Source organism: Leucobacter chironomi DSM 19883 (assembly GCF_000421845.1).
Taxonomy (GTDB): Bacteria; Actinomycetota; Actinomycetes; order Actinomycetales; family Microbacteriaceae; genus Leucobacter; species Leucobacter chironomi.
In genome coordinates this window covers 1-17,735 of the sequence record NZ_ATXU01000019.1, presented here as the reverse complement: position 1 = coordinate 17,735, position 17,735 = coordinate 1, and the positions used below count along the sequence as shown (strand labels likewise).

The window sequence follows — 17,735 nt, the reverse complement described above, 5'->3', positions numbered from 1 at the left end:
GTTCGCCTGCGACAGATACGCCGCCGCCCGACGCAGAACCTCGTTCTCCTGCTCCAGAAGACGGTTCCGCTTGCGCAGCTCACGGATCTCGGCCGCCTCAGTCCGCGATTTGCCAGGCTTGGCGCCGTCGTCGATGTCGGCGCGACGCATCCACTTCTGCAACGTCATCGGGTGAACGCCGAAATCTTTCGCGATCTGCTCGATCGTCACTCCAGGATCGCGGTTCCTCGCGACGCGCACAACATCGTCACGGAACTCACTCGGGTATGGCTTTGGCACAACAACATCCTTCCAGACCCACCCCTCGGGCAAGCCAGATCAGATGTCACCTAAACGTGCAGCAGACCCGTACTCACCGCTTGGGACCAGGCAGTGCCAGGTGCGGATCTCGACGCTGAAGCGATCGGCCGCATTCAGAAAGAGATTGAGAGCTACGCTACGATTCCCCGATAGGAGGAGTGAGGGCCTATCTCCGTCATTCAGCGGAGGCGGCCGATGCCCCGAGTGTGATGCGATCACTACAACTGATCATTACCAGCTCATAGAGGAGCACATCCATGGATTTCAACCGAACACTCCCCCGTAAAGTCATCGTGACCGGCGCACAGTCTGGCATCGGCAGAGCGGTGAGCGAGGCCGTAATCGCATCAGGCGGTAGGGTGCTCGGAATCGACCGCACCGCAGGCGCCTGGAAGTCCGATGGATTCACCGCGCACACTGCAGACATTACCGACGCAGACCAGGTCACAAAGGTGTTTGAAGAGGCTCAACACATTCTCGGTGGATCGCCCGACGCCGTCGTGCACTGCGCAGGAATCTACCGTCACTCGGCAATCGAATCGACGTCACTGGATGAGTGGAATCTCAGCATGACGGTGAACAGCACGGGCTCCTTTCTCGTTTCACAGGCGGCGAGCCGCGTGATGGAGTCAGGCGCAATCGTGTTGCTCACCTCGGTTGCCTACGCACGAGGCGACAGGCTCGAGCCATGTTCGCCCTACGCCGCGAGCAAGGGAGCGGTAGTGTCACTAACTCAACAGTTGGCCGCTGAGCTCGGACCTCGTGGAATTCGGGTGAATGCTGTCGCACCAGGAGTGATCCACACCCCGATGACCACCATCGTCGAAAACGCCGAAGCGACAGCCGCGCTTGAGGATCGGCTATCGCTTCAGCGTCTTGGTGAGGCCGACGAGGTTGCTGCGGCCTGCCTCTTTCTTGCAAGCGGAGCGGCGTCGTACATCACCGGGACGGTGCTGCCAGTTGACGGGGGCTATTTAATCTCCTGAGGCGCGGGGGCTTCGGCCCCGTTCTCAGCGTCGCCCTCGACCGCGTTTTCGACCACCTCGTCATTCACGCACGTGCCTGACGGCGCGCTCACGGAGCGCGGGATCGATGTTCTTTGGCATGATGCCATCCTTTCAACTCGAAAAGATGCGGCACCAAACCCACGGCGATTCAAGGTTCCTGAACCGTTTGATGACCCTGAGGCGTATGCCGCCGTCAAGAACTCTGGGTTGTAGGGGCTCTCCGCTCGACCGTAGACACCCCGCTGCATGCCTCCGGCCGCGAGAGGCAGCATATTCGTCTTGCCAATTAACACCGCGCCTGCCTCACGAAGCCGAGCCACCGTGAATGCGTCGTCACTCGCGATCAGATGTTCAAATGCGGGAGATTCGTTTTGCTACCGTGAGCCCACGCACCATATAGCTGTCTTTCACCGCGAAGGGGACACCTTCAAGTGGACGGAGTGCGCTACCACCCAGGCGGTAGCGGCGGTCTGATTCAGCGGCTTCGTCGAAGACGTTGGGGTTCAGCACCGGAATCGCGTTGAGTTTGGGCCCCGTCTGATCGTATGCGATAACCCGTTCAAGGTGCCGGGCCACAAGTTTGACCGCGGTAACGGTTCGAGACGTGAGCAACTCCTTCACGCGTGCAATGCTGAGTTCGGTGACAGGCAGCGAACTGCCAGCACCCGTGTAGGAAGTCACATCACTCACCACTACTTCTCAGCGGCGTGCACGCCTCCGCCACCATCCTCCTCAGACTTGATGGCCTTCTTGCCGAGTCTTGCCCAGGAGCTGCGGATCACCTTCTGGATCGAGCTATCGAGAGCAACCGCGACGATCAGCGTCGCACCGACGAGGATTGTCTGTAGGAACGGCGACGCCTGCATAAAGACAAGGCCGGCGCGGAGCACGCGGAAGAAGAGGAGACCAGCGACGACGCCGCTGATGCGGCCGATACCACCCTCGAACGCCACGCCACCGAGGAGCACCACAGTCAGGGCTTCGAGCTCGAGGCCCACGCCAACGCTCGGGTTTGCCGACTGCAGCTTGGCAGAGAGCAGCATGCCAGCAAGCGCGGCGAAAAACCCGCTCGCGACGAAGAGGAGGAAGCGATTGCGCTTCACCTTGATACCCATGAGACGTGCGGCACGCTGGTTACCGCCGATCGCCTTGACCTCCTTACCGAACTTCGTGTGGTTGAGCACGTACCAGCCGAGAAGAATGATCAGGGCAAGCGCCACAATCTGAATCGGCACAACACCACCGACCTTGAAGTTGCCGATAACACGGAACGTCTCGGGCAGGTCAGACCGGGGAATCGTGCGTCCTTGCGCCATGAGCAGGGCAAAGCCGCCCCAAACGCTCAGCGCACCAAGGGTGACCACGAACGAGTTCAGCCCCATGTACGAGATCAAGAATCCGTTGAGCGCCCCAGCCACCATGCCGGTCACTAGGCCCACCAGAATGCCGATGGTCGCTGAGCCGGTGCTCGCCATTGTCGATCCACCCATAATCGCGGCAGCTGAAGCGATCGACCCGACAGACAGGTCGATCGTGCCCGACATGATGAGGAACGCCGCCGGCACCGCGATTAACCCGAGCTCTGCGGCCTGCAGCAGAATCGTCAGGCCATTCTGCGGTGTAAAGAAGTTGGGCCGCAGAATCGAGAACACCGCGATGAGGGCGATGAGCGCGAGGAAGATGCCGTTCTTGGCGGCGAAGATTTTCAGGCGTTCGGTATACATATTCCGGTCGTCTTTCTATATGAGAGGTCTAGTTGTATGCCGGATCTGCCAGTGACAGGAGGGCTTGGAGGAGATCCTCGTTAAACGTGCTCGAGCGGGGAACTTCGACGACTCTGTCGCCAAGGATTGCATAGGCGCGATCGCACATGCTCGCGATCTCGTCGGACTCGCTCGACGCGACCAGCACGGTCGCGCCGGCGTGGGCGGCATCGCGCACACCCTCGACGATGTCGAGCTTCGCACCCACATCGACACCCTGGGTGGGCTGCGCGAGCACGAGCAACTTCGGCGGCTTCGGGTACAGCCACCGCGCGAGCAGGTGCTTCTGGCGGTTTCCGCCAGAGAACTGCGAGATCTCGGCGCTGCCCTCGGGGCCGCGAATATCGAGTGACTCGCGGGCCTTGGTGTAGAGCTTCGATCCACTCTTTGCCGACACCCACCAGCCCCGCGAGGGCGCGTGCGCGAACCACGGGAGCATCACATTATCGAGCGCGGTCTCAGACGCGATGAGCCCCTCGGTCTCGCGATCTGCCGGCACGAAGAACACACCATGCCGAATCGCCTTCGGCGTCGAGTGGAACTTCACCTGCTTGCCGTCGAGCGTGTACTCGATCGCGGCGTCGGGGGAGGCGCCAGAAACTGCTGCCGCGAGCTTGAACTGCTCGCCACCCGCCATGCCGAAAATGCCAACGACCTCGCCCTCGCGGGCTGTGATTGTGCCGCCAGGCACCTCTGCCATGAACTTTTCGCCACCGAGATCGACCTGCGTGAAATCGAGCGACCGCAGATCGGGCACGAGCGCCTCAGCGAGCTTCGCTGCGGTGAAGTGAGACGCGGGGCCATCGACCACGAGCTCGCCGCCGCGCAGCACCACCATGCGCGTGCAGACCTCCATGATGTCGGGCAGGCGGTGCGAAACGTAGAGCACCGCGGTTCCCTGGTCGGCAAATCGGCGGATCAGCGCGTGCAGCGCATCCGTCTCGTGCTTTCCAAGCGCAGCGGTCGGCTCATCAAGCATGAGCACTTTCATCTCGCCACCGAGAAGGCCGCGAGCAAGATCAACGAGCTGACGTTCGCCGAGATCGAGCGACTCAACCGGCATATCGAGACGCAAGTCAGCCTCAACCGTTTTCAGCGCCTCCGTCGCGAGCTTGCGCTGCTGTTTTGGTGACGGCGTCGACCTGCCGAGAAACAGGTTCTCGAGGATCGTCATATTCGGTGCGAGGGCGGGTTCCTGGTGAATGACAGTGATGCCAAGTTCCGCGGCCTCGCGCGGTGTCGTCGTGCTACCAACGAGCGTGCCGTCAACCGAGAACGACCCCTCTGACGCGCTAATCACGCCGGTCGCAACATTGAGCAGCGTGCTCTTGCCCGCACCGTTGTGTCCGAGCAGGCCGACGATCTCACCCGGTGCGACCCGAACGCTGATGTTGTTCAGCGCGCGGGTCGCCCCAAAGTCAACCGAGATTCCGTCGAACACGAGCCGATCATGAGATTCGCTCACCGTATTCTCCTTGTATTTCCCCGTTTGCGGGTGGCAGATTACTGATTCTCGAGGAAGTACTGCTCTGCGTTTTCCGAGGTCACGAGCGTGAGCGGAAGGATCTCATCTTCGAGCGGGTTGCCCTCTGCCGCATCGATCATCATCTGCGCAGTGCGCTCCGCGATCTCGCGAGCCGGGGTCATGTAGACAAAGCGCCAGAACGATCCCTCTTCTGCGATGATCTCGAGCTCGGCATCGGTGCCATCGAGATGCGCGAGGAGCACACCGTCATCTTGTGGATCGGTGCCCTGGTCAAGCAGTGCCTGGTATGCGCCGAGCGCCATGTCGTTCGAAATCGAGAGCCAGACCTTGGTATCAGGGAATGCGTTGAGCTGGTTCTGCACCGCAGCGTAGCCGTCGTCGACGGTGAGCGTCTTGTGCTCGTTGATGTTCAGGTCGAGGCCCGAGTCATCGAGGGCGGCACGGATACCTTCGGCGCGGAGTCGGCCAAGGTCGGTGTCAGGGTAGCCGAGGAGGGCAACATCGACCTGCTCGTCCGGGTAGGTCTCCTTGATCCACTCAACCGCGGTCTCGCCCATCATGCGACCGTCTTCGAGGTGATCGAAGTACACGGCTGCCTGCACGCCATCCCATGTGCTGCCATAAGCGACAACCGGAATGCCGGCATCAGCAGCCTGCTGCGTCACCGCGACCATCGCGTCCGACTGAGCGGGGTAGCCCATGATCGCCTTCACGTCGCCACGAACGATCCACGATTCCCAGTCAGAAACCTGCGCCTGCGGGTCCCACGCCGGATCGTGAGTAATGAACTCGTACCCAGCGTCAGTGATGATCTCCTCCTGGAAGGGGAGCATGTCGTTCCAAATCTGCACGGTGAGGCCGGCGAAGCTCATCGCGATCGCGCCCTTGCTCTCACCCTCGGGGGCGGCAGTTGTGGCGCCCGATCCATCACCATTGCTGCACCCAGTGAGTGCGAGTGCTGCTACGGCAGCAACGGCCCCAAACTTTGTGAGGCGTGAAAACTTATGACCCATGATGCTCCTTTGCTCGGGCGGAAGGATGCGAAAACTCGCACCTAAAACCTTCCGGTGCCTCAGCTTAAAGAACGCGCTGAATGCGTCGCATCCGTCAAACTACCGATTCGATTCTCGAAATGGTTGCTTATTGTGAACAGCACAACCGATGAAGGAGAAGCAATGGAGCGCAAAACCGGGTACGTCTGGCATCAGCAGTACGCGTGGCACAACACCGGCACTCACGCCGGTTTCGTCGAGTCGGGCGGCTACATTCAGCCGTATCAGAACTTCGAGAGCCCAGACACGAAGACCAGGTTTGCGGGGCTCGTCGAGGTTTCGGGTCTCATCGATCACTTGGTGAAGCTCAAGGCCGAGCATGTCTCCGAAGCGGATCTCGCTCGCGTTCACACCGACCGCCATATTCAGAGCATCAAGGCACAATCAGCCGAGCACGGTGGTGACGGCGGCGACGGATTCACCCCGTTCGGCCGCGGTGGCTACGAGATCGCGACGCTCGCTGCGGGCGGCACCTACGAAGCCGCTCGCGCGGTGCTCGACGGTGAAGTCGACAACGCGTACGCGCTCGTGCGCCCACCCGGGCACCACGCCGAACCAGATATGGGCCGCGGATACTGCATCTTCGCGAACGTGCCCGTCGCGATTGAGCGGCTGCGCGCCGAAGGCAAACTCGGCCGCGTCGCGATCTTCGACTACGACGTGCACCACGGCAACGGCGCCCAGAAGATCTACTGGAACGACCCGAACACGCTCACGATCTCAGTGCACCAGGATCGACTGTTCCCCGTCGACTCCGGCATGGCCGACGAGCGCGGCGAGGGTGACGGCCACGGTTTCAACATCAATGTTCCGCTGCCTGCGGGCTCGGGCGATGGCGCGTACTTCGCGGTCGTAGACCAGGTCGCAGCCCCAGCGATTCGTGCGTTCAAGCCAGACGTGATCTTTGTATCGAGCGGGTTCGACCCGTCGGCAGCCGATCCACTGGGGCGCATGAGCGTCACCTCTGACGGATTCCGCGGCATGGCCGAGCGACTCCTCGCGCTCGCCGATGAGCTCACCGGGGGCAAGATCGTGTTCTCGCACGAAGGCGGATACTCTGCCGTGCACACACCGTTCTGCGGTATCGCAGTGCTTGAGACGCTGAGCGGCCACAAGACCGAGGTCGAGGATCCGTTTGACGTGAGCTTCGGCCCATCGCCCACACGGGAGCTCCACCCGTGGCAGCAGGATCAGATCTCGATCTCTGCGAAGTTCGCGGAGGAGATTGCCGAGCTCGTTGAGAAAGTCTCTGCGTAGGGGAGTCTTCGCGTAGCTACGCGCACAGAAACTGGTTGGTGCCGGGAGTCAGATACCCGGCGCCAACCAGTTTCAGCTTGTTAGCGAAGAGTGTGTCAAAACCGTACTGAAAATGGTGCGGATTTGGCAGGGCTACTTGCCCGAGAGGAATTCGGAGTAGTCGGCGTCGATCCACTCGCTTTCGCAGGGCGGGCCCTCGGTATACGAGATCGATCGCGCGGCGGGGTTCATGAACACCGACGCGAGCGTCTTCCACCTGCTCTTCGGATCGCTCGCTGGGTCTGGGTGACAGCACACTGAGTTTGGGTGCTCGGCGTGATCCGAAAGGGCAGCGCGCAGGAGCGCGGTGTCGAGCGGGCCGTCTTGATTGCGCACATTACGGGTCATGCGCCCGAGCCGCACAAAGCTGTCAGACATCGACACCTGCGCAAGATCTTGGCCACCGTGCACGGGGGCGATGAAGTGATTCGTGTGCAGCAGCACGCCATCTGTGCTGATCTGCGGCGTGACGTTGCGTGCGTCGCCGGGTGAGGTTTCGAGGTTCAGCACCGATCCATCAGCCGACGCGAGCAGGTAGTTACCCGATGTTGCCCGACCGACCGACGCGAGTATGTCGAGCGCGCCAGCGAGGCTCTCGGCGTCTGCGAGCTTTCTAATGAAGAAGTGAAACGGCACCCCGTTGGTCGTGCCATCGAGCGTCGTGACAAGCGTATTGATGCCCATCGCGATGCCGTGCGCGTTCATCGTCATCTTCGCGAGCAACCCCGCCTCGACGATGCTCACATAGTTCGGCCCGTCTTCGCGTTCGACCTCGAGCACAATCGTGCCGGGGCCGAGCGCTTCGAGCCAGTCCCAGTTCTGCCCAACAATCGCCGTGCCCGTGGCGGATCGGTCGTCTTCGAGCGCGAACGAACTGCACTCACCAAACGCTCGCCACGGAGCCGTCGTGCGAGCGCCCCCCACGGTCGCCGCGTGCAGAATCTCTGAGCGACAATTGATTGTCATGACATCTTCGAACGACAGCCCGCTGCCCTCGGCGATGCCTCGAATCTCTTCGAGCAGCTCGGGGAACGCCACCTCAACTGTAGGAACATAGGCGAGCGCTTGCGCGACCGCATCGCTCCAGGAGACGCCTTTGGCTGCGTACGCCTCGGCATACCCGTCTCGAATGAAGGTGATCTGCTCGCGAGCGAGCTCACCATACTGGCGCGAGCGCGTAGCGGTGTCACCAGAAATGCGGATTCGCGCGTAGCTACCCACTGCTTAGCTCCTTGCTGTACGACGAAGCTCCAGAGGCCCGTTCGCCCGAGCGTAGTCGGCAACTTCGCGAGTTGTCGCGATCCACGCATTCGTTCGCTTGAGATGCTCGATGACCTCCTCGAGCATGGCGAGCCTCGATGGGCGACCGGTGATCATCGGGTGCATCGTCACCATCGCGTGGCCGCCGTAGCGCGCGATTCCATCGATCTCGGGCAGCCACACGTCGAGCACTTCTCGAGTCGAGCGGATCGTCTTCTCCCACGTATCATTCGCAAACCAGAAGTGCGGCGCGTCATCAAGGATCCACGAGATCGGTACCTCAATGAGGTCATGCGTGGAATGCAGGTACGGCACGATGTTGTCGAGCAGGTTCGAGCTGTACTCAAGGCAGTGCTCGGTGAGTAGGTCGAGGGTGTCGTCGGTGAACTCCCACGAAGGGGAGCGGTAGCCGACAACATCTGCCCCGAGATCACGGAGCGCGCGCAAACCGTCTTCGAGCTCGGCACGCTCCTCGCCGGGCCCCAGCGAGGTCGGTGAGGTGTGCGAGTGCCCGTGATGCGCGACCTCGTGACCCGCCTCGATGATGCTGCGCACTGACTCGGGGTGCCGCAGGGCGTCTTTGCCGCACACATAGAAGCTCGCGGCGATGCCGGCGTCTTCAAGGATGTCGAGGATGAGCGGCACGCCGACCTTTGGGCCGTACGCGCCCTGGGAGAGCACGCCCGGAGCGTTCGCATTCGCTGGGTTCTCGCCGATCCACACCTCTTCAGCGTCGAAATCGAAACTCACGGTTGCCGCGTATAGGTGCCCGTCAGGCCACTGAGACATCTGTGTTCTCCTTAGTTGGCCGTGCCCCTTGTCGACACGGCATCTGTGAATCGATGCTCCAGTTCGTCCCACTCTCGCAGAGCCTCCGCGCGCAGTGAAGGGTCGCCGTAGCCGCCGCCCCCGGCGGTCTCGACCCGAACGATGGTGCCGGGCTGCAATATGCGAGAGGCCTTTTTCGGCGTCACGATCTCACTGCCGTCCGGGCCAATGATGGTGACGACGGTCTCGCGCCCGCGCTCACCCTCGGCCGCGCCTTCGGGTGCGAAGCGCGAATCGGTCTGCTCACCGTAGAACGTGACGTGCTGCGGGTGCTCGAGAATCTCGTACTCTCTGATGAGTCCAAGGCCGCCGTTAAACTCGCCCCGCCCCTGCGAACCCGGGCGAAACTCGGTCTTGCGAATGCGAATGTTGTAGTTGGTTTCTGCGACCTCGGTCGGCATGACCCCAACGTTTGACATGTAGGTGTCGACGCCGTCGAGCCCGTCGCCCTGCGCGTTCGCGCCGGTGCCGCCGCCGACGACATCTGCCATGACAGCGGGGAGACCCGTCGACGGGCTCGTTGAGCCAGCGTTGAAGCAGAAGAAGCTGATGCCGCTCGAAGCGACAGCGCGATCTGGCCAGATCTCATACAGTGCGCGGATCAGCGTGTCAGCGAGCCGCTGACACGTGTTGTGCCGGGCCGACACGGCGGCCGGGTGCTCCGGGTTCACGACGATGCCCTCTGGCGCCGTGATGTCGAGCGTGCGGAGCAGCCCGTCGTTTGATCCGAGCCCCGGAGCCACCACCGTGCGCACCGCGTATACGAGGCAGGCACGCGAACTCGCCCACGGCACGTTCATCGCGCCAGCGGTTTGCGGGTCTGATCCGGAAAGATCGATGTGCAAGCGGCCGCCGCGCTTCTCAATGCGCGCGTGCACCCGAGTGGGGTCGCCGTCGCGACCATCATCATCGAGCGAACCCTCTGCCTCGCCGATCCCATCGGGCAGGTCCTCAAGCAGCTTGGTGACAGCCGTTTCGACGACGTCGAGCATCCGATCCATCACCAAGAGCAGACGATCTTTGCCGTACAGCCTCGCGAGCTCGTGCACCCGTTCTTCACCAAGGCGGCAGGCCGCGCGCTGAGCTCGCAGGTCGCTGAGCGTGCTCAGTGGATCGCGGAAGTTCTCCGTCAAGAGATCGACGAAGTCTTCGTTCTCCTCGCCAGCAATTGAGAGCCGCAGCGGCGGCATCACGACGCCCTCGCCATATACCTCGGTGAGCTCGGGACCCTCGCTGCCGGGGTTCACGCCGCCGACATCAATATGGTGTGCCGCGGTTCCAGCCCAGGCGATGAGCTCGCCCTCATAAAAGATGGGAATGACGATGTTCACGTCGGGGAGATGCATCGCACCCTGGTACGGGTGGTTGCAGATGTAGGCGTCGTTCTCTTGAATCCGCCCTTCCCACCGGCGCAGCACCGATTTCACGACGAGCGACATCGCACCTAGCTGTGCGGGAATGTAGTCGGCTTGTGCAACGAGGTCGCCGGTCGCCGTGAAGATCGCGCACGAGAAGTCGTCCATGTCTCGAATGATGGGGCTGTAGCTCGATCGCTTGATCACGCTGCCCATTTCCTCGGCCGCCGATTGCAGTGCTGCAGAGGCGATCTCGAAGGTGACAGTTCCGAGCGCTACGGGTTCAGTCTGCTGGGTCATGATTCTTCTCCCTTACGGCGTTCGTCAGTGATAATGAGGTCGAGTGTGCTCACCACGCGGGCGCGCTGCTCGGGCAATATGACGCTCGTGGCGTCCATCTGTTGAATAACTGCGGGGCCCTCGAACTCGCAGCCTGCCGGGAGCTTCGACCGGTCAATGACCGGAGTATCGACCCAGCCATATTCATCGAGCAACACGGGTCGGGTGAGCACTACGGCATCCTCCGGGAGCTCCGTCGCGACGACATCTTCAATGCCCTCACCGCTGCGATCAATTGATCCGTTGCTCGCGAGGCGTATCGTGACGATCTCGACGGGTTCCGCCGAGTTACTGTGTCCATAGCGCTCCTTGTGCGCCGCGTGAAACAGTGCGGGTACGCGCCGGAGCGTCTTGAGGCTCCAATCAGGAATTGGGATACTGAGTTCGAATCCCTGACCGCGGTATCGGCAATCCACAGTCCCCTCTGACTGGATGTCTTCGGCAGCAATGCCGTCTTTTCCGAACTGCTCGACTGCTTCTTCCGAAGCCGTGTCGTACCACGCTGCGATTTCTGAGTACGCCTCATCGCCTGCTTCCTGCAGGATGGTCTGGGCATGATCGATGCGAAGACCAGCAACGAGCAGGCCGTCCGCCGCAAAGAGTCCGGGTCGCAGAGGAATGATGACGTTCTTGAGGGCCATGTGCCGCAGAATGTGTCCCGCGTGGAGCGGACCCGCGCCGCCGAAAGGCACAAGGCAGAAGTCGCGCGGATCGAGGCCCCGCTCAACGCTCACCTTTCGCAGTGCGCGGATCATGTGGGCGAGGCCAATTGCAATGATCGCTTCGGCGCCCTCCTCGGCCGTCATTCCGAGCGGCTTCGAGATGCGCTCCACGGCCTGAACTGCGAGTTCACGATCGATGCGAAGGCCTCCAGCCAATTCGCCAGACCCAAGCGTTCCGAGGACCGTGTGTGCGTCGGTGATCGTGGGCTCGATTCCGCCGCGCCCGTAGCACGCCGGTCCCGGAACCGCACGGGCAGACTGGGGTCCAACCTTCAGGCTTCCGGCAGCGTCGATCCACGCAATGCTGCCGCCACCCGCGCCGATGGTGTGGATATCAACCGTGGGTGCGAGCAGGGTGTGGTCTTGAATCTCCTGAATGGTGGTGAAGGGGATTGTCGCGCCGCGCAGCAAACAGACATCAGTTGATGTGCCGCCCATGTCGAGGCCAATGAGATTTGGTTCGTCGAGTGAATCCGCAAGTGCTTTGAGGCCCGCAACGCCGCCGGCAGGGCCTGAAAGCACGAGCTTGTGCGCCTCGGCACCCGCTCGCTGAGCTGGCACACTTCCACCGTTGGATTGCATGACGAGAAGGGGAGCTTGGACGCCACTCTCCGCGAGCGCCTCACTCGCCCTATTGAGGTAGTTTTCAACAATGGGGCGGAGTGCCGCATTGATCGCAGTCGTCGCAGTACGAGGGTACTCACGGAATTCGCGGGCAACCTCGGACGAAAGCGTAACGGGTCGGTCGGGGAACGCTGTTCTCAGTGCGTCACCAACCTGGCGCTCGTGAGTGTCATTCAGGTAGCTGAACAGAAATGAGACTGAGATCGATTCTGGATCCGCCTCGCGAATCTCTTCGATCAGCGCATCGATTTCGTCGTCTGAGGGAGCCTCAAGCACTCGACCCGCAGAGTCTAGCCGCTCAGAGAGTTCGTAGCGCAGCGAACGAGGCACGAGATCGGAGGGGCGCCTCGGAGTCAAACTATAGACATCGGGGCGATTGGACTGTCGGTAACCGAGCACGTCGCGAAACCCTTTCGTCGTGACGAGCGCCGCGCGGCTTAGGTTTCCGGTGAGGGTTGCGTTTGTAGCGACAGTTGTTCCGTGACAGACGAGAGATACGTCAGGCAGATTGACTCCCTGGGACTCAAGCGCACTCACGGCGTTCGACAGCCCGCGCGATGGATCCTCAGGAGTCGATGCAACCTTTGCCTCGAAGATGGCTCCGGCCGTGTTTCGGGCGATCGCATCCGTAAAGGTGCCCCCCGTGTCAATGCTGATGGTCCAGCGAGGTGTAGTCATCGATGACTCCTAGTTTTTGTGTAACCACATGCAGATTCCACGCGGCATAAATTCATTCTGAGTGGTTCTGAGCTTTGCGTCATGGGTCATTCGACGTAGACAGTGATGCTTGCGGAGTCCGTCATTTGACTGATGCATGAGAGGCTGAAGCTGCGACACAGTAAAGGTGATCACCCGTGTCAAGGAGGCCAGCAGGAATGAAGAGTCAGATCGCTGTCGTTACCGGTGCGGCTTCGGGTATCGGCCAGGCCGTTGCGTCACGATTGCTCAGCGACGGTTACTTGGTAGGCCTCTGTGACCGTGATTCCTCGCTCAGAGCTGCATTCGAAGAGCAACTTACTGCTGGAAACGCCGTTGCCGTGGTTGGAGACATCACCAGCGAGGCATTACGCGCACGACTGATCGATGAAGTGATCGCAGCGTTCGGCGGTATCGACCTGTTGGTCAACAACGCCGCATCGGGAGGGGCGGGAAAATCTCTGGAACGCCTCGGTCTCGACGACCTCCGCAATACCTTAGAGGTAAACGTAGTTTCAGTGGTGGCCCTCACGACACTGGCATTGCCGTACCTGAAAGCGTCACAGCAGGCGCGTATCGTCAATTTAGGGTCGCTCTTTGCTGACGACCCCACTCCCGATGGATCTGATTACTGCGCAAGCAAGGGTGCGATCCACAGTCTGACTCGAGCGATGGCAGTTGAATTCGGGCCCCACAACATCACCTGCAATGCAGTCGCGCCTGGGTTCATTCTCACCCCAATGCACGAGGCGGAGGTCGAGCAACAAGCCAAGGCTCGCTCGGTCGACGTTGAGACGCGATACCGAGAATTGCGGGAGCAAGTTCCACTTGGGCGACACGGTGCCGCTGAGGATGTCGCCGCGACTATTGCCTGGCTCGCCTCGCCAGATAGTGCCTACGTGAGCGGTGCAAAGATTCCAATAAATGGTGGGGTGAACTTCACATGACCGAGTCGGAATGCGTGCCGGGTCTCGTAGTCTCGGGTGACCTTGATCCGATCGCGCACGCGCTCGTGCGGCTTGCGTGTGATCGCGGTTGGCGTGTTGCACTGATCGTTGCGCATGACGAACACGTTGAGGTCGCCGAAGAGGTCACCGTTCTTCGGGCCGATGGTACGAACGCCGACGAGATCGAGGCGACCTTCTCAGCGGTAACTTCACTGTGGCAAAGCGCACCTGACGCACTTGTATATTCCGCACATACGAGCCGCACTCGTGCCGCGGTGACCGAGTCTTCTACTGGGTGGGAAACGGTTCAATCGCAGCACCTGCGGGCGGCGTTCTTATTTGCGCAGGCTGGCGCGCGCGAGATGCTGCGACTGCGTGGTGGCACCTCAGTCGATGATGGATCTGTGGTGTTCATCAGTGACGTTTCGGCGAGCCGCGGGGCGAACGGACATTCCAGTGTGTCGATGAATGCGGCAGTGGCCGGACTCGAAGGTGTCACGCGCCAGCTCGCGGCCGAATGGGGACCATACGGGATCAGGGTAAACATGCTCCACGCTGGCGCCGTCGATGGCACTCCTGGACTCCCGTCTGAACTCATGCATCGCGTGCCACTCGGGCGCAGCGGCAGGCCAGAGGAGCTCGCGGAGTCTTGCTACTATTTGATCAGCAGATCGTCTTCATACGTCACGGGCATCGTGCTACCGGTCGACGGTGGCTTCCTGGCGACATAGGTCTGGTGGCGGGAGGGGGCTCGAATAACTGATGACCAGTTGGAGCATCGAACGGATGATCTCGGCCCAGACGCCGACCCCTGATCTTCCTCGGCAGGTGCCGCAGGAACTTTGGAACTACGCACGCGCATTTGTGCGCCTCACGAGGCCATCGATCCGCTTCTTTTGGCGCGATGGCAACACTTGGCTCGATGTCCAACTGACGAGAGACTCACCGGGCTCATTTCAGGTGGGTGCACAAGACCGAGTACGGGTGCGGATCCGTCAAACTGAGATGCCCCGAGGCATTACGGTGCGAGAACTTGACGTACTCACGCTCGTCGCGCTTGGTTTGACGAACAGCGGAATCTCCGCGCGGCTCGGCACCTCCGCGAGAACGGTGTCAAGCCAACTCGAACGACTGCTCGAGAAGCTCGATCAAAGCTCGCGTGGTGGGCTCGCAGCTATTGCGGTCGACCTCGGCCTTTTGCGCCTTCCGTTTCCGGGTGGATCACCAGAGGTCGGAGGCATTGGTGTCGCCGAGTTAGAGCTCGCAGTTCACCAGAGAAACGACCTGCAACTGCGTTCGATCCGAGACGACTACTCGGCTCCTGCGCCGATCAAGCTGGGTATCGTGTTTGCCGACGATACTGGTGGTGATAGTGATCAGATGCTTAATGGCGCCATGCTGGCGATCGACGAGATAAATAGGCAGGGCGGCATCGGCGGTAGACCGATCGTGGGTGTACGCGCAACGGTTCAGATCTTCGACTGGCAGAGCGTAAAGGCGGGCCTTGAACATCTCATCGATGAAGACGTTGATGCAATCATCACCAGCTATGTGAGCGCCGAACACCCACAGTTTCTCGATGTGATCGCCGATTATGGCAAGCCTTTCTTGCACACTGCGACATTCGAGGCCGATGTGCTGCGAACCGAGCAAGAGCCCTGGCGCTACGGCATGGTGTTTCAAACCTGCGCGTCAGAGACCTATTACGGAACTGGCATGATCCGCTTGGTCACGAGCCTTGAAGACCAAGTCCTCTGGCAGCCTCGAAACCGCCGGGTAGTCTGCGTCGAGATGCCCTCGGCCAGCATGGAGTTGCAGACCCCGTCGTTCATTGAATCTTCAGAAGCCGCGGGCTGGGAAGTAGCGGCCACGATCTCGACACCAGTCGGCGAAACCGACTGGACTGAGACGGTGCGAGAGATCGCTGAGCATGGCCCCGACGTGGTAATGATCGCCAATTTCATCGAGACCGAACTCATCGAGTTTCAGCGCGCGTTTCGCAAAGACCCGTTTCCCGCCCTTGTCTACTGCATCTATTCACCCTCGATTCCCTCGTACCTTCGCGAACTTGGCCCGCTCGCCGACGGGGTAATCTGGTCGACGACAACCGGTACCTACGACGATGAACTTGGACGTCGTTTCCGGCAGCAGTATGTCGAGAAATACAGTGAGGATCCCGGATGGTCACAGGCCGGAGCGGTCTACGACCAAGTTCGCATGCTTGCAGCTGCATGGTCTTCGGTTGATTCGCGCAATGTCGATGATGTGGTCGAATATCTCCGCAGGTGGCCGTATCGGGGCGTGAACGGAATCTATTATTTCGGTGAATCGGGACAGGTGCCGAGGTTGTACCCAGACACAACGAACGATGCCGCACTGAGTCAAGCGCACCTCGTGTATCAGATTCAGAATCACGAGCATGTGCTGCTGCATCCCGAGCCGTTCGGTAACATTGCTGCGTTCCAAATGCCCCCGTGGATGACTCCTCAGGATTAAATCCGTCATCTGACGCATGAATCGCCGTGGGTTTGGTGCCGCATCTTTTTTCGAAAGTAGTGCCCCGTAGAGTGGTGTAGCCGCGCTGGTGACCGGCCCGTCATTGACGTGGACGCGGTCACCGTGTGGTCCTTCGAGTCAACCTTCCACAGAATCCTCGAAAGGACATCACCACGATGACCGCTACTCATATTGTCGACCCCGCGAGTGTGCTCACGGAAGCCCTGACCGACGCATCGCCGGATTTGATGCGCAATCTGTTGCAGACGATGACTAACGCGTTACTGTCCGCCGACGCGGACGCCGTCGTCGGCGCAGAATGGGGCAAGGCCAGTCCCGACCGTGTCACGCAGCGTAACGGCTACCGGCACCGGGACTTGGACACCCGCGTGGGCACGATCGACGTCGCGATCCCGAAACTCCGTCAGGGGACCTATTGAAGCGCCCTGGGTTTGTTGGAGGCTCCAGAGTTACGGATGGAGAATGGATTCATGCCCCAACACAAGAACAAGGGACGCCGCTATTCCGCTGAGGAGAAGGCTGCAGCGGTCCGGATGGTGCGCACTCTCCGCGCCGAGCTCGGTACGAGCCAGGGAACGACGTCGCGGGTGGCTGAGCAGCTCGGCTACGGGGTCGAGTCAGTGCGCTCCTGGGTGCGTCAAGCTGACATCGATGACGGTGTGAAAGCTGGGGTTACGACCGACGAGCAGACACGTATGCGAGAGCTTGAGCAAGAGGTGCGTGAGCTCAAGCGCGCGAATGAAATCCTGAAACGGGCCGCGTCTTTCTTCGGGGCGGAGCTCGACCGCCAACACAAGAACTAGTGGCATTTATCAACGGCAACAAGGACGATGTTGTTGCCGGTTGAAGGCTCGGGGTCGAGCGCATCTGCAAGGTATTGCAGGTGGCCCGTCCACGTATTACGCAGCGAATAGCAGACCAGCGTCTGCCCGGCAGCGGCGCGACGCGGAAATCGCGCCGCGGCTGCTCGAACTCTGGGAAGACAATTACTCCGTCTATGGGGCGCGCAAGCTCTGGAAAGCCGCCCAGCGAGCAGGTATCCAGATCGGTCGCGACCAGGTCGCCCGGCTCATGAAAGTCCTCGGGATTGAGCGCGTGCGCCGTGAGAAGCGAGTGAAGACCACGAAGCCCGACCCGCGAATGCCCAGGCACCCTGACCTCGTAAACCGCGTGTTCAACGCTGCTGCGCCGAACGAGTTGTGGGTCACCGATTTGACGTTCGTGCCGACCTGGCAGGGTGTTGCATACGTGTGCTTCATCATCGACGCATACAGTCGCATGATTGTGGGCTGGCGATGTGCATCGAACATGAAGACCGAGACGGTGCTTGACGCGATCGAGATGGCACGATGGTCGCGCGGCAGGCATCTTCCAGATTTGCGTTGCCACAGCGATGCGGGCAGCCAGTTCACATCGATTCGTTACGGTGAGCGTCTTGCCGAGATCGGAGCGACGCCATCGATCGGGACCGTGGGTGACAGCTATGACAATGCTCTCGCTGAGACGGTGAACGGATACTACAAGGCTGAGTTGGTGCGCGGTC

General features: G+C 60.9%; 15 protein-coding genes and 2 pseudogenes. 7 read left to right on the top strand and 10 right to left on the bottom strand.

All coding sequences use genetic code 11. The features are described 5' to 3' along the window. Positions 1–279 (bottom strand): IS3 family transposase (locus tag H629_RS15600; protein ID WP_024357674.1); only part of this gene is annotated, 279 nt, incomplete at its 3' end. Between the two features lie 278 nt (positions 280–557). On the opposite strand from H629_RS15600, the gene H629_RS14935 reads away from it, so the two are divergent. Beyond that, on the top strand, positions 558–1,286 hold the full coding sequence (locus tag H629_RS14935; RefSeq protein ID WP_076624068.1) for an SDR family NAD(P)-dependent oxidoreductase: 729 nt from the start codon (positions 558–560) through the stop codon (positions 1,284–1,286). Here the strand turns inward: H629_RS14935 and H629_RS15765 are convergent. The 5 genes from H629_RS15765 to H629_RS0113535 are packed head-to-tail and all read right to left on the bottom strand — an operon-like array spanning position 1,271 to position 5,569. Beyond that, positions 1,271–1,627 carry an amidase family protein gene (locus H629_RS15765; protein ID WP_076624066.1) on the bottom strand — a complete coding sequence of 119 codons (357 nt, stop codon included), beginning with the start codon at positions 1,625–1,627 and terminating at the stop codon, positions 1,271–1,273. The genes H629_RS14935 and H629_RS15765 overlap by 16 nt on opposite strands. 31 nt (positions 1,628–1,658) lie before the next feature. Beyond that, entirely contained in the window at positions 1,659–1,997 is a 339-nt protein-coding gene (locus tag H629_RS15760; protein WP_338034122.1) for an amidase family protein, read from the bottom strand. A 2-nt stretch (positions 1,998–1,999) separates the two neighbouring features. Continuing rightward, entirely contained in the window at positions 2,000–3,031 is a 1,032-nt protein-coding gene (locus H629_RS0113545; RefSeq protein WP_024357772.1) for an ABC transporter permease, read from the bottom strand. A 28-nt stretch (positions 3,032–3,059) separates the two neighbouring features. Beyond that, a complete protein-coding gene (locus H629_RS0113540; protein WP_024357771.1) occupies positions 3,060–4,535 on the bottom strand; it encodes a sugar ABC transporter ATP-binding protein in 1,476 nt (491 codons plus the stop codon). A gap of 38 nt (positions 4,536–4,573) precedes the next feature. After that, positions 4,574–5,569 carry a sugar ABC transporter substrate-binding protein gene (locus tag H629_RS0113535; RefSeq protein ID WP_024357770.1) on the bottom strand — a complete coding sequence of 332 codons (996 nt, stop codon included), beginning with the start codon at positions 5,567–5,569 and terminating at the stop codon, positions 4,574–4,576. Positions 5,570–5,731: 162 nt separating this feature from the next. Here H629_RS0113535 and H629_RS0113530 point away from each other — a divergent pair, with 162 nt between their 5' ends. Next, positions 5,732–6,865, top strand: coding sequence for a class II histone deacetylase (locus tag H629_RS0113530; RefSeq protein ID WP_024357769.1), 1,134 nt, complete (start codon positions 5,732–5,734; stop codon positions 6,863–6,865). A gap of 132 nt (positions 6,866–6,997) precedes the next feature. Here the strand turns inward: H629_RS0113530 and H629_RS0113525 are convergent, their stop codons facing one another. The 4 genes from H629_RS0113525 to H629_RS14920 form a co-directional block, all read right to left on the bottom strand. Beyond that, positions 6,998–8,125, bottom strand: coding sequence for a C45 family autoproteolytic acyltransferase/hydrolase (locus H629_RS0113525; protein ID WP_152485733.1), 1,128 nt, complete (start codon positions 8,123–8,125; stop codon positions 6,998–7,000). Positions 8,126–8,128: 3 nt separating this feature from the next. Next, a complete protein-coding gene (locus H629_RS0113520; RefSeq protein ID WP_161608035.1) occupies positions 8,129–8,887 on the bottom strand; it encodes a polysaccharide deacetylase family protein in 759 nt (252 codons plus the stop codon). Positions 8,888–8,964: 77 nt separating this feature from the next. Next, positions 8,965–10,647 (bottom strand): hydantoinase B/oxoprolinase family protein, encoded by a 1,683-nt coding sequence (locus H629_RS0113515; protein WP_024357766.1) that lies wholly within the window; start codon positions 10,645–10,647, stop codon positions 8,965–8,967. Further along, complete coding sequence (locus tag H629_RS14920) at positions 10,644–12,710, bottom strand: hydantoinase/oxoprolinase family protein (RefSeq protein ID WP_024357765.1); 2,067 nt, start codon at positions 12,708–12,710, stop codon at positions 10,644–10,646. Before H629_RS14920 ends, H629_RS0113515 begins: the two co-directional genes overlap by 4 nt. Positions 12,711–12,907: 197 nt before the next feature. On the opposite strand from H629_RS14920, the gene H629_RS14915 reads away from it, so the two are divergent. The 5 genes and pseudogenes from H629_RS14915 to H629_RS15020 all read left to right on the top strand — a co-directional run. Beyond that, positions 12,908–13,675 (top strand): SDR family NAD(P)-dependent oxidoreductase, encoded by a 768-nt coding sequence (locus H629_RS14915; protein ID WP_076624061.1) that lies wholly within the window; start codon positions 12,908–12,910, stop codon positions 13,673–13,675. Then, positions 13,672–14,406, top strand: coding sequence for an SDR family oxidoreductase (locus H629_RS14910; protein ID WP_076624058.1), 735 nt, complete (start codon positions 13,672–13,674; stop codon positions 14,404–14,406). The genes H629_RS14915 and H629_RS14910 overlap by 4 nt, the downstream gene beginning before the upstream one ends. Before the next feature lie 31 nt (positions 14,407–14,437). After that, a complete protein-coding gene (locus H629_RS0113505) occupies positions 14,438–16,171 on the top strand; it encodes an ABC transporter substrate-binding protein (RefSeq protein ID WP_084705427.1) in 1,734 nt (577 codons plus the stop codon). A gap of 176 nt (positions 16,172–16,347) precedes the next feature. After that, positions 16,348–16,608 (top strand): annotated as a pseudogene (locus tag H629_RS0113500) (transposase); the annotation flags it as partial. A gap of 54 nt (positions 16,609–16,662) precedes the next feature. Further along, a pseudogene (locus H629_RS15020) lies at positions 16,663–17,735 on the top strand (IS3 family transposase); the annotation flags it as partial.

What these genes read in the sequence shown, in the direction of transcription:
- H629_RS14935 (WP_076624068.1), top strand. Translation starts at nt 558, where the DNA reads ATGGATTTCAACCGAACACTCCCCCGTAAAGTCATCGTGACCGGCGCA.
- H629_RS0113545 (WP_024357772.1), bottom strand. Translation starts at nt 3,031, where the DNA reads ATGTATACCGAACGCCTGAAAATCTTCGCCGCCAAGAACGGCATCTTC.
- H629_RS0113535 (WP_024357770.1), bottom strand. Translation starts at nt 5,569, where the DNA reads ATGGGTCATAAGTTTTCACGCCTCACAAAGTTTGGGGCCGTTGCTGCC.
- H629_RS0113530 (WP_024357769.1), top strand. Translation starts at nt 5,732, where the DNA reads ATGGAGCGCAAAACCGGGTACGTCTGGCATCAGCAGTACGCGTGGCAC.
- H629_RS0113515 (WP_024357766.1), bottom strand. Translation starts at nt 10,647, where the DNA reads ATGACCCAGCAGACTGAACCCGTAGCGCTCGGAACTGTCACCTTCGAG.
- H629_RS14920 (WP_024357765.1), bottom strand. Translation starts at nt 12,710, where the DNA reads ATGACTACACCTCGCTGGACCATCAGCATTGACACGGGGGGCACCTTT.
- H629_RS14915 (WP_076624061.1), top strand. Translation starts at nt 12,908, where the DNA reads ATGAAGAGTCAGATCGCTGTCGTTACCGGTGCGGCTTCGGGTATCGGC.
- H629_RS14910 (WP_076624058.1), top strand. Translation starts at nt 13,672, where the DNA reads ATGACCGAGTCGGAATGCGTGCCGGGTCTCGTAGTCTCGGGTGACCTT.
- H629_RS0113505 (WP_084705427.1), top strand. Translation starts at nt 14,438, where the DNA reads ATGACCAGTTGGAGCATCGAACGGATGATCTCGGCCCAGACGCCGACC.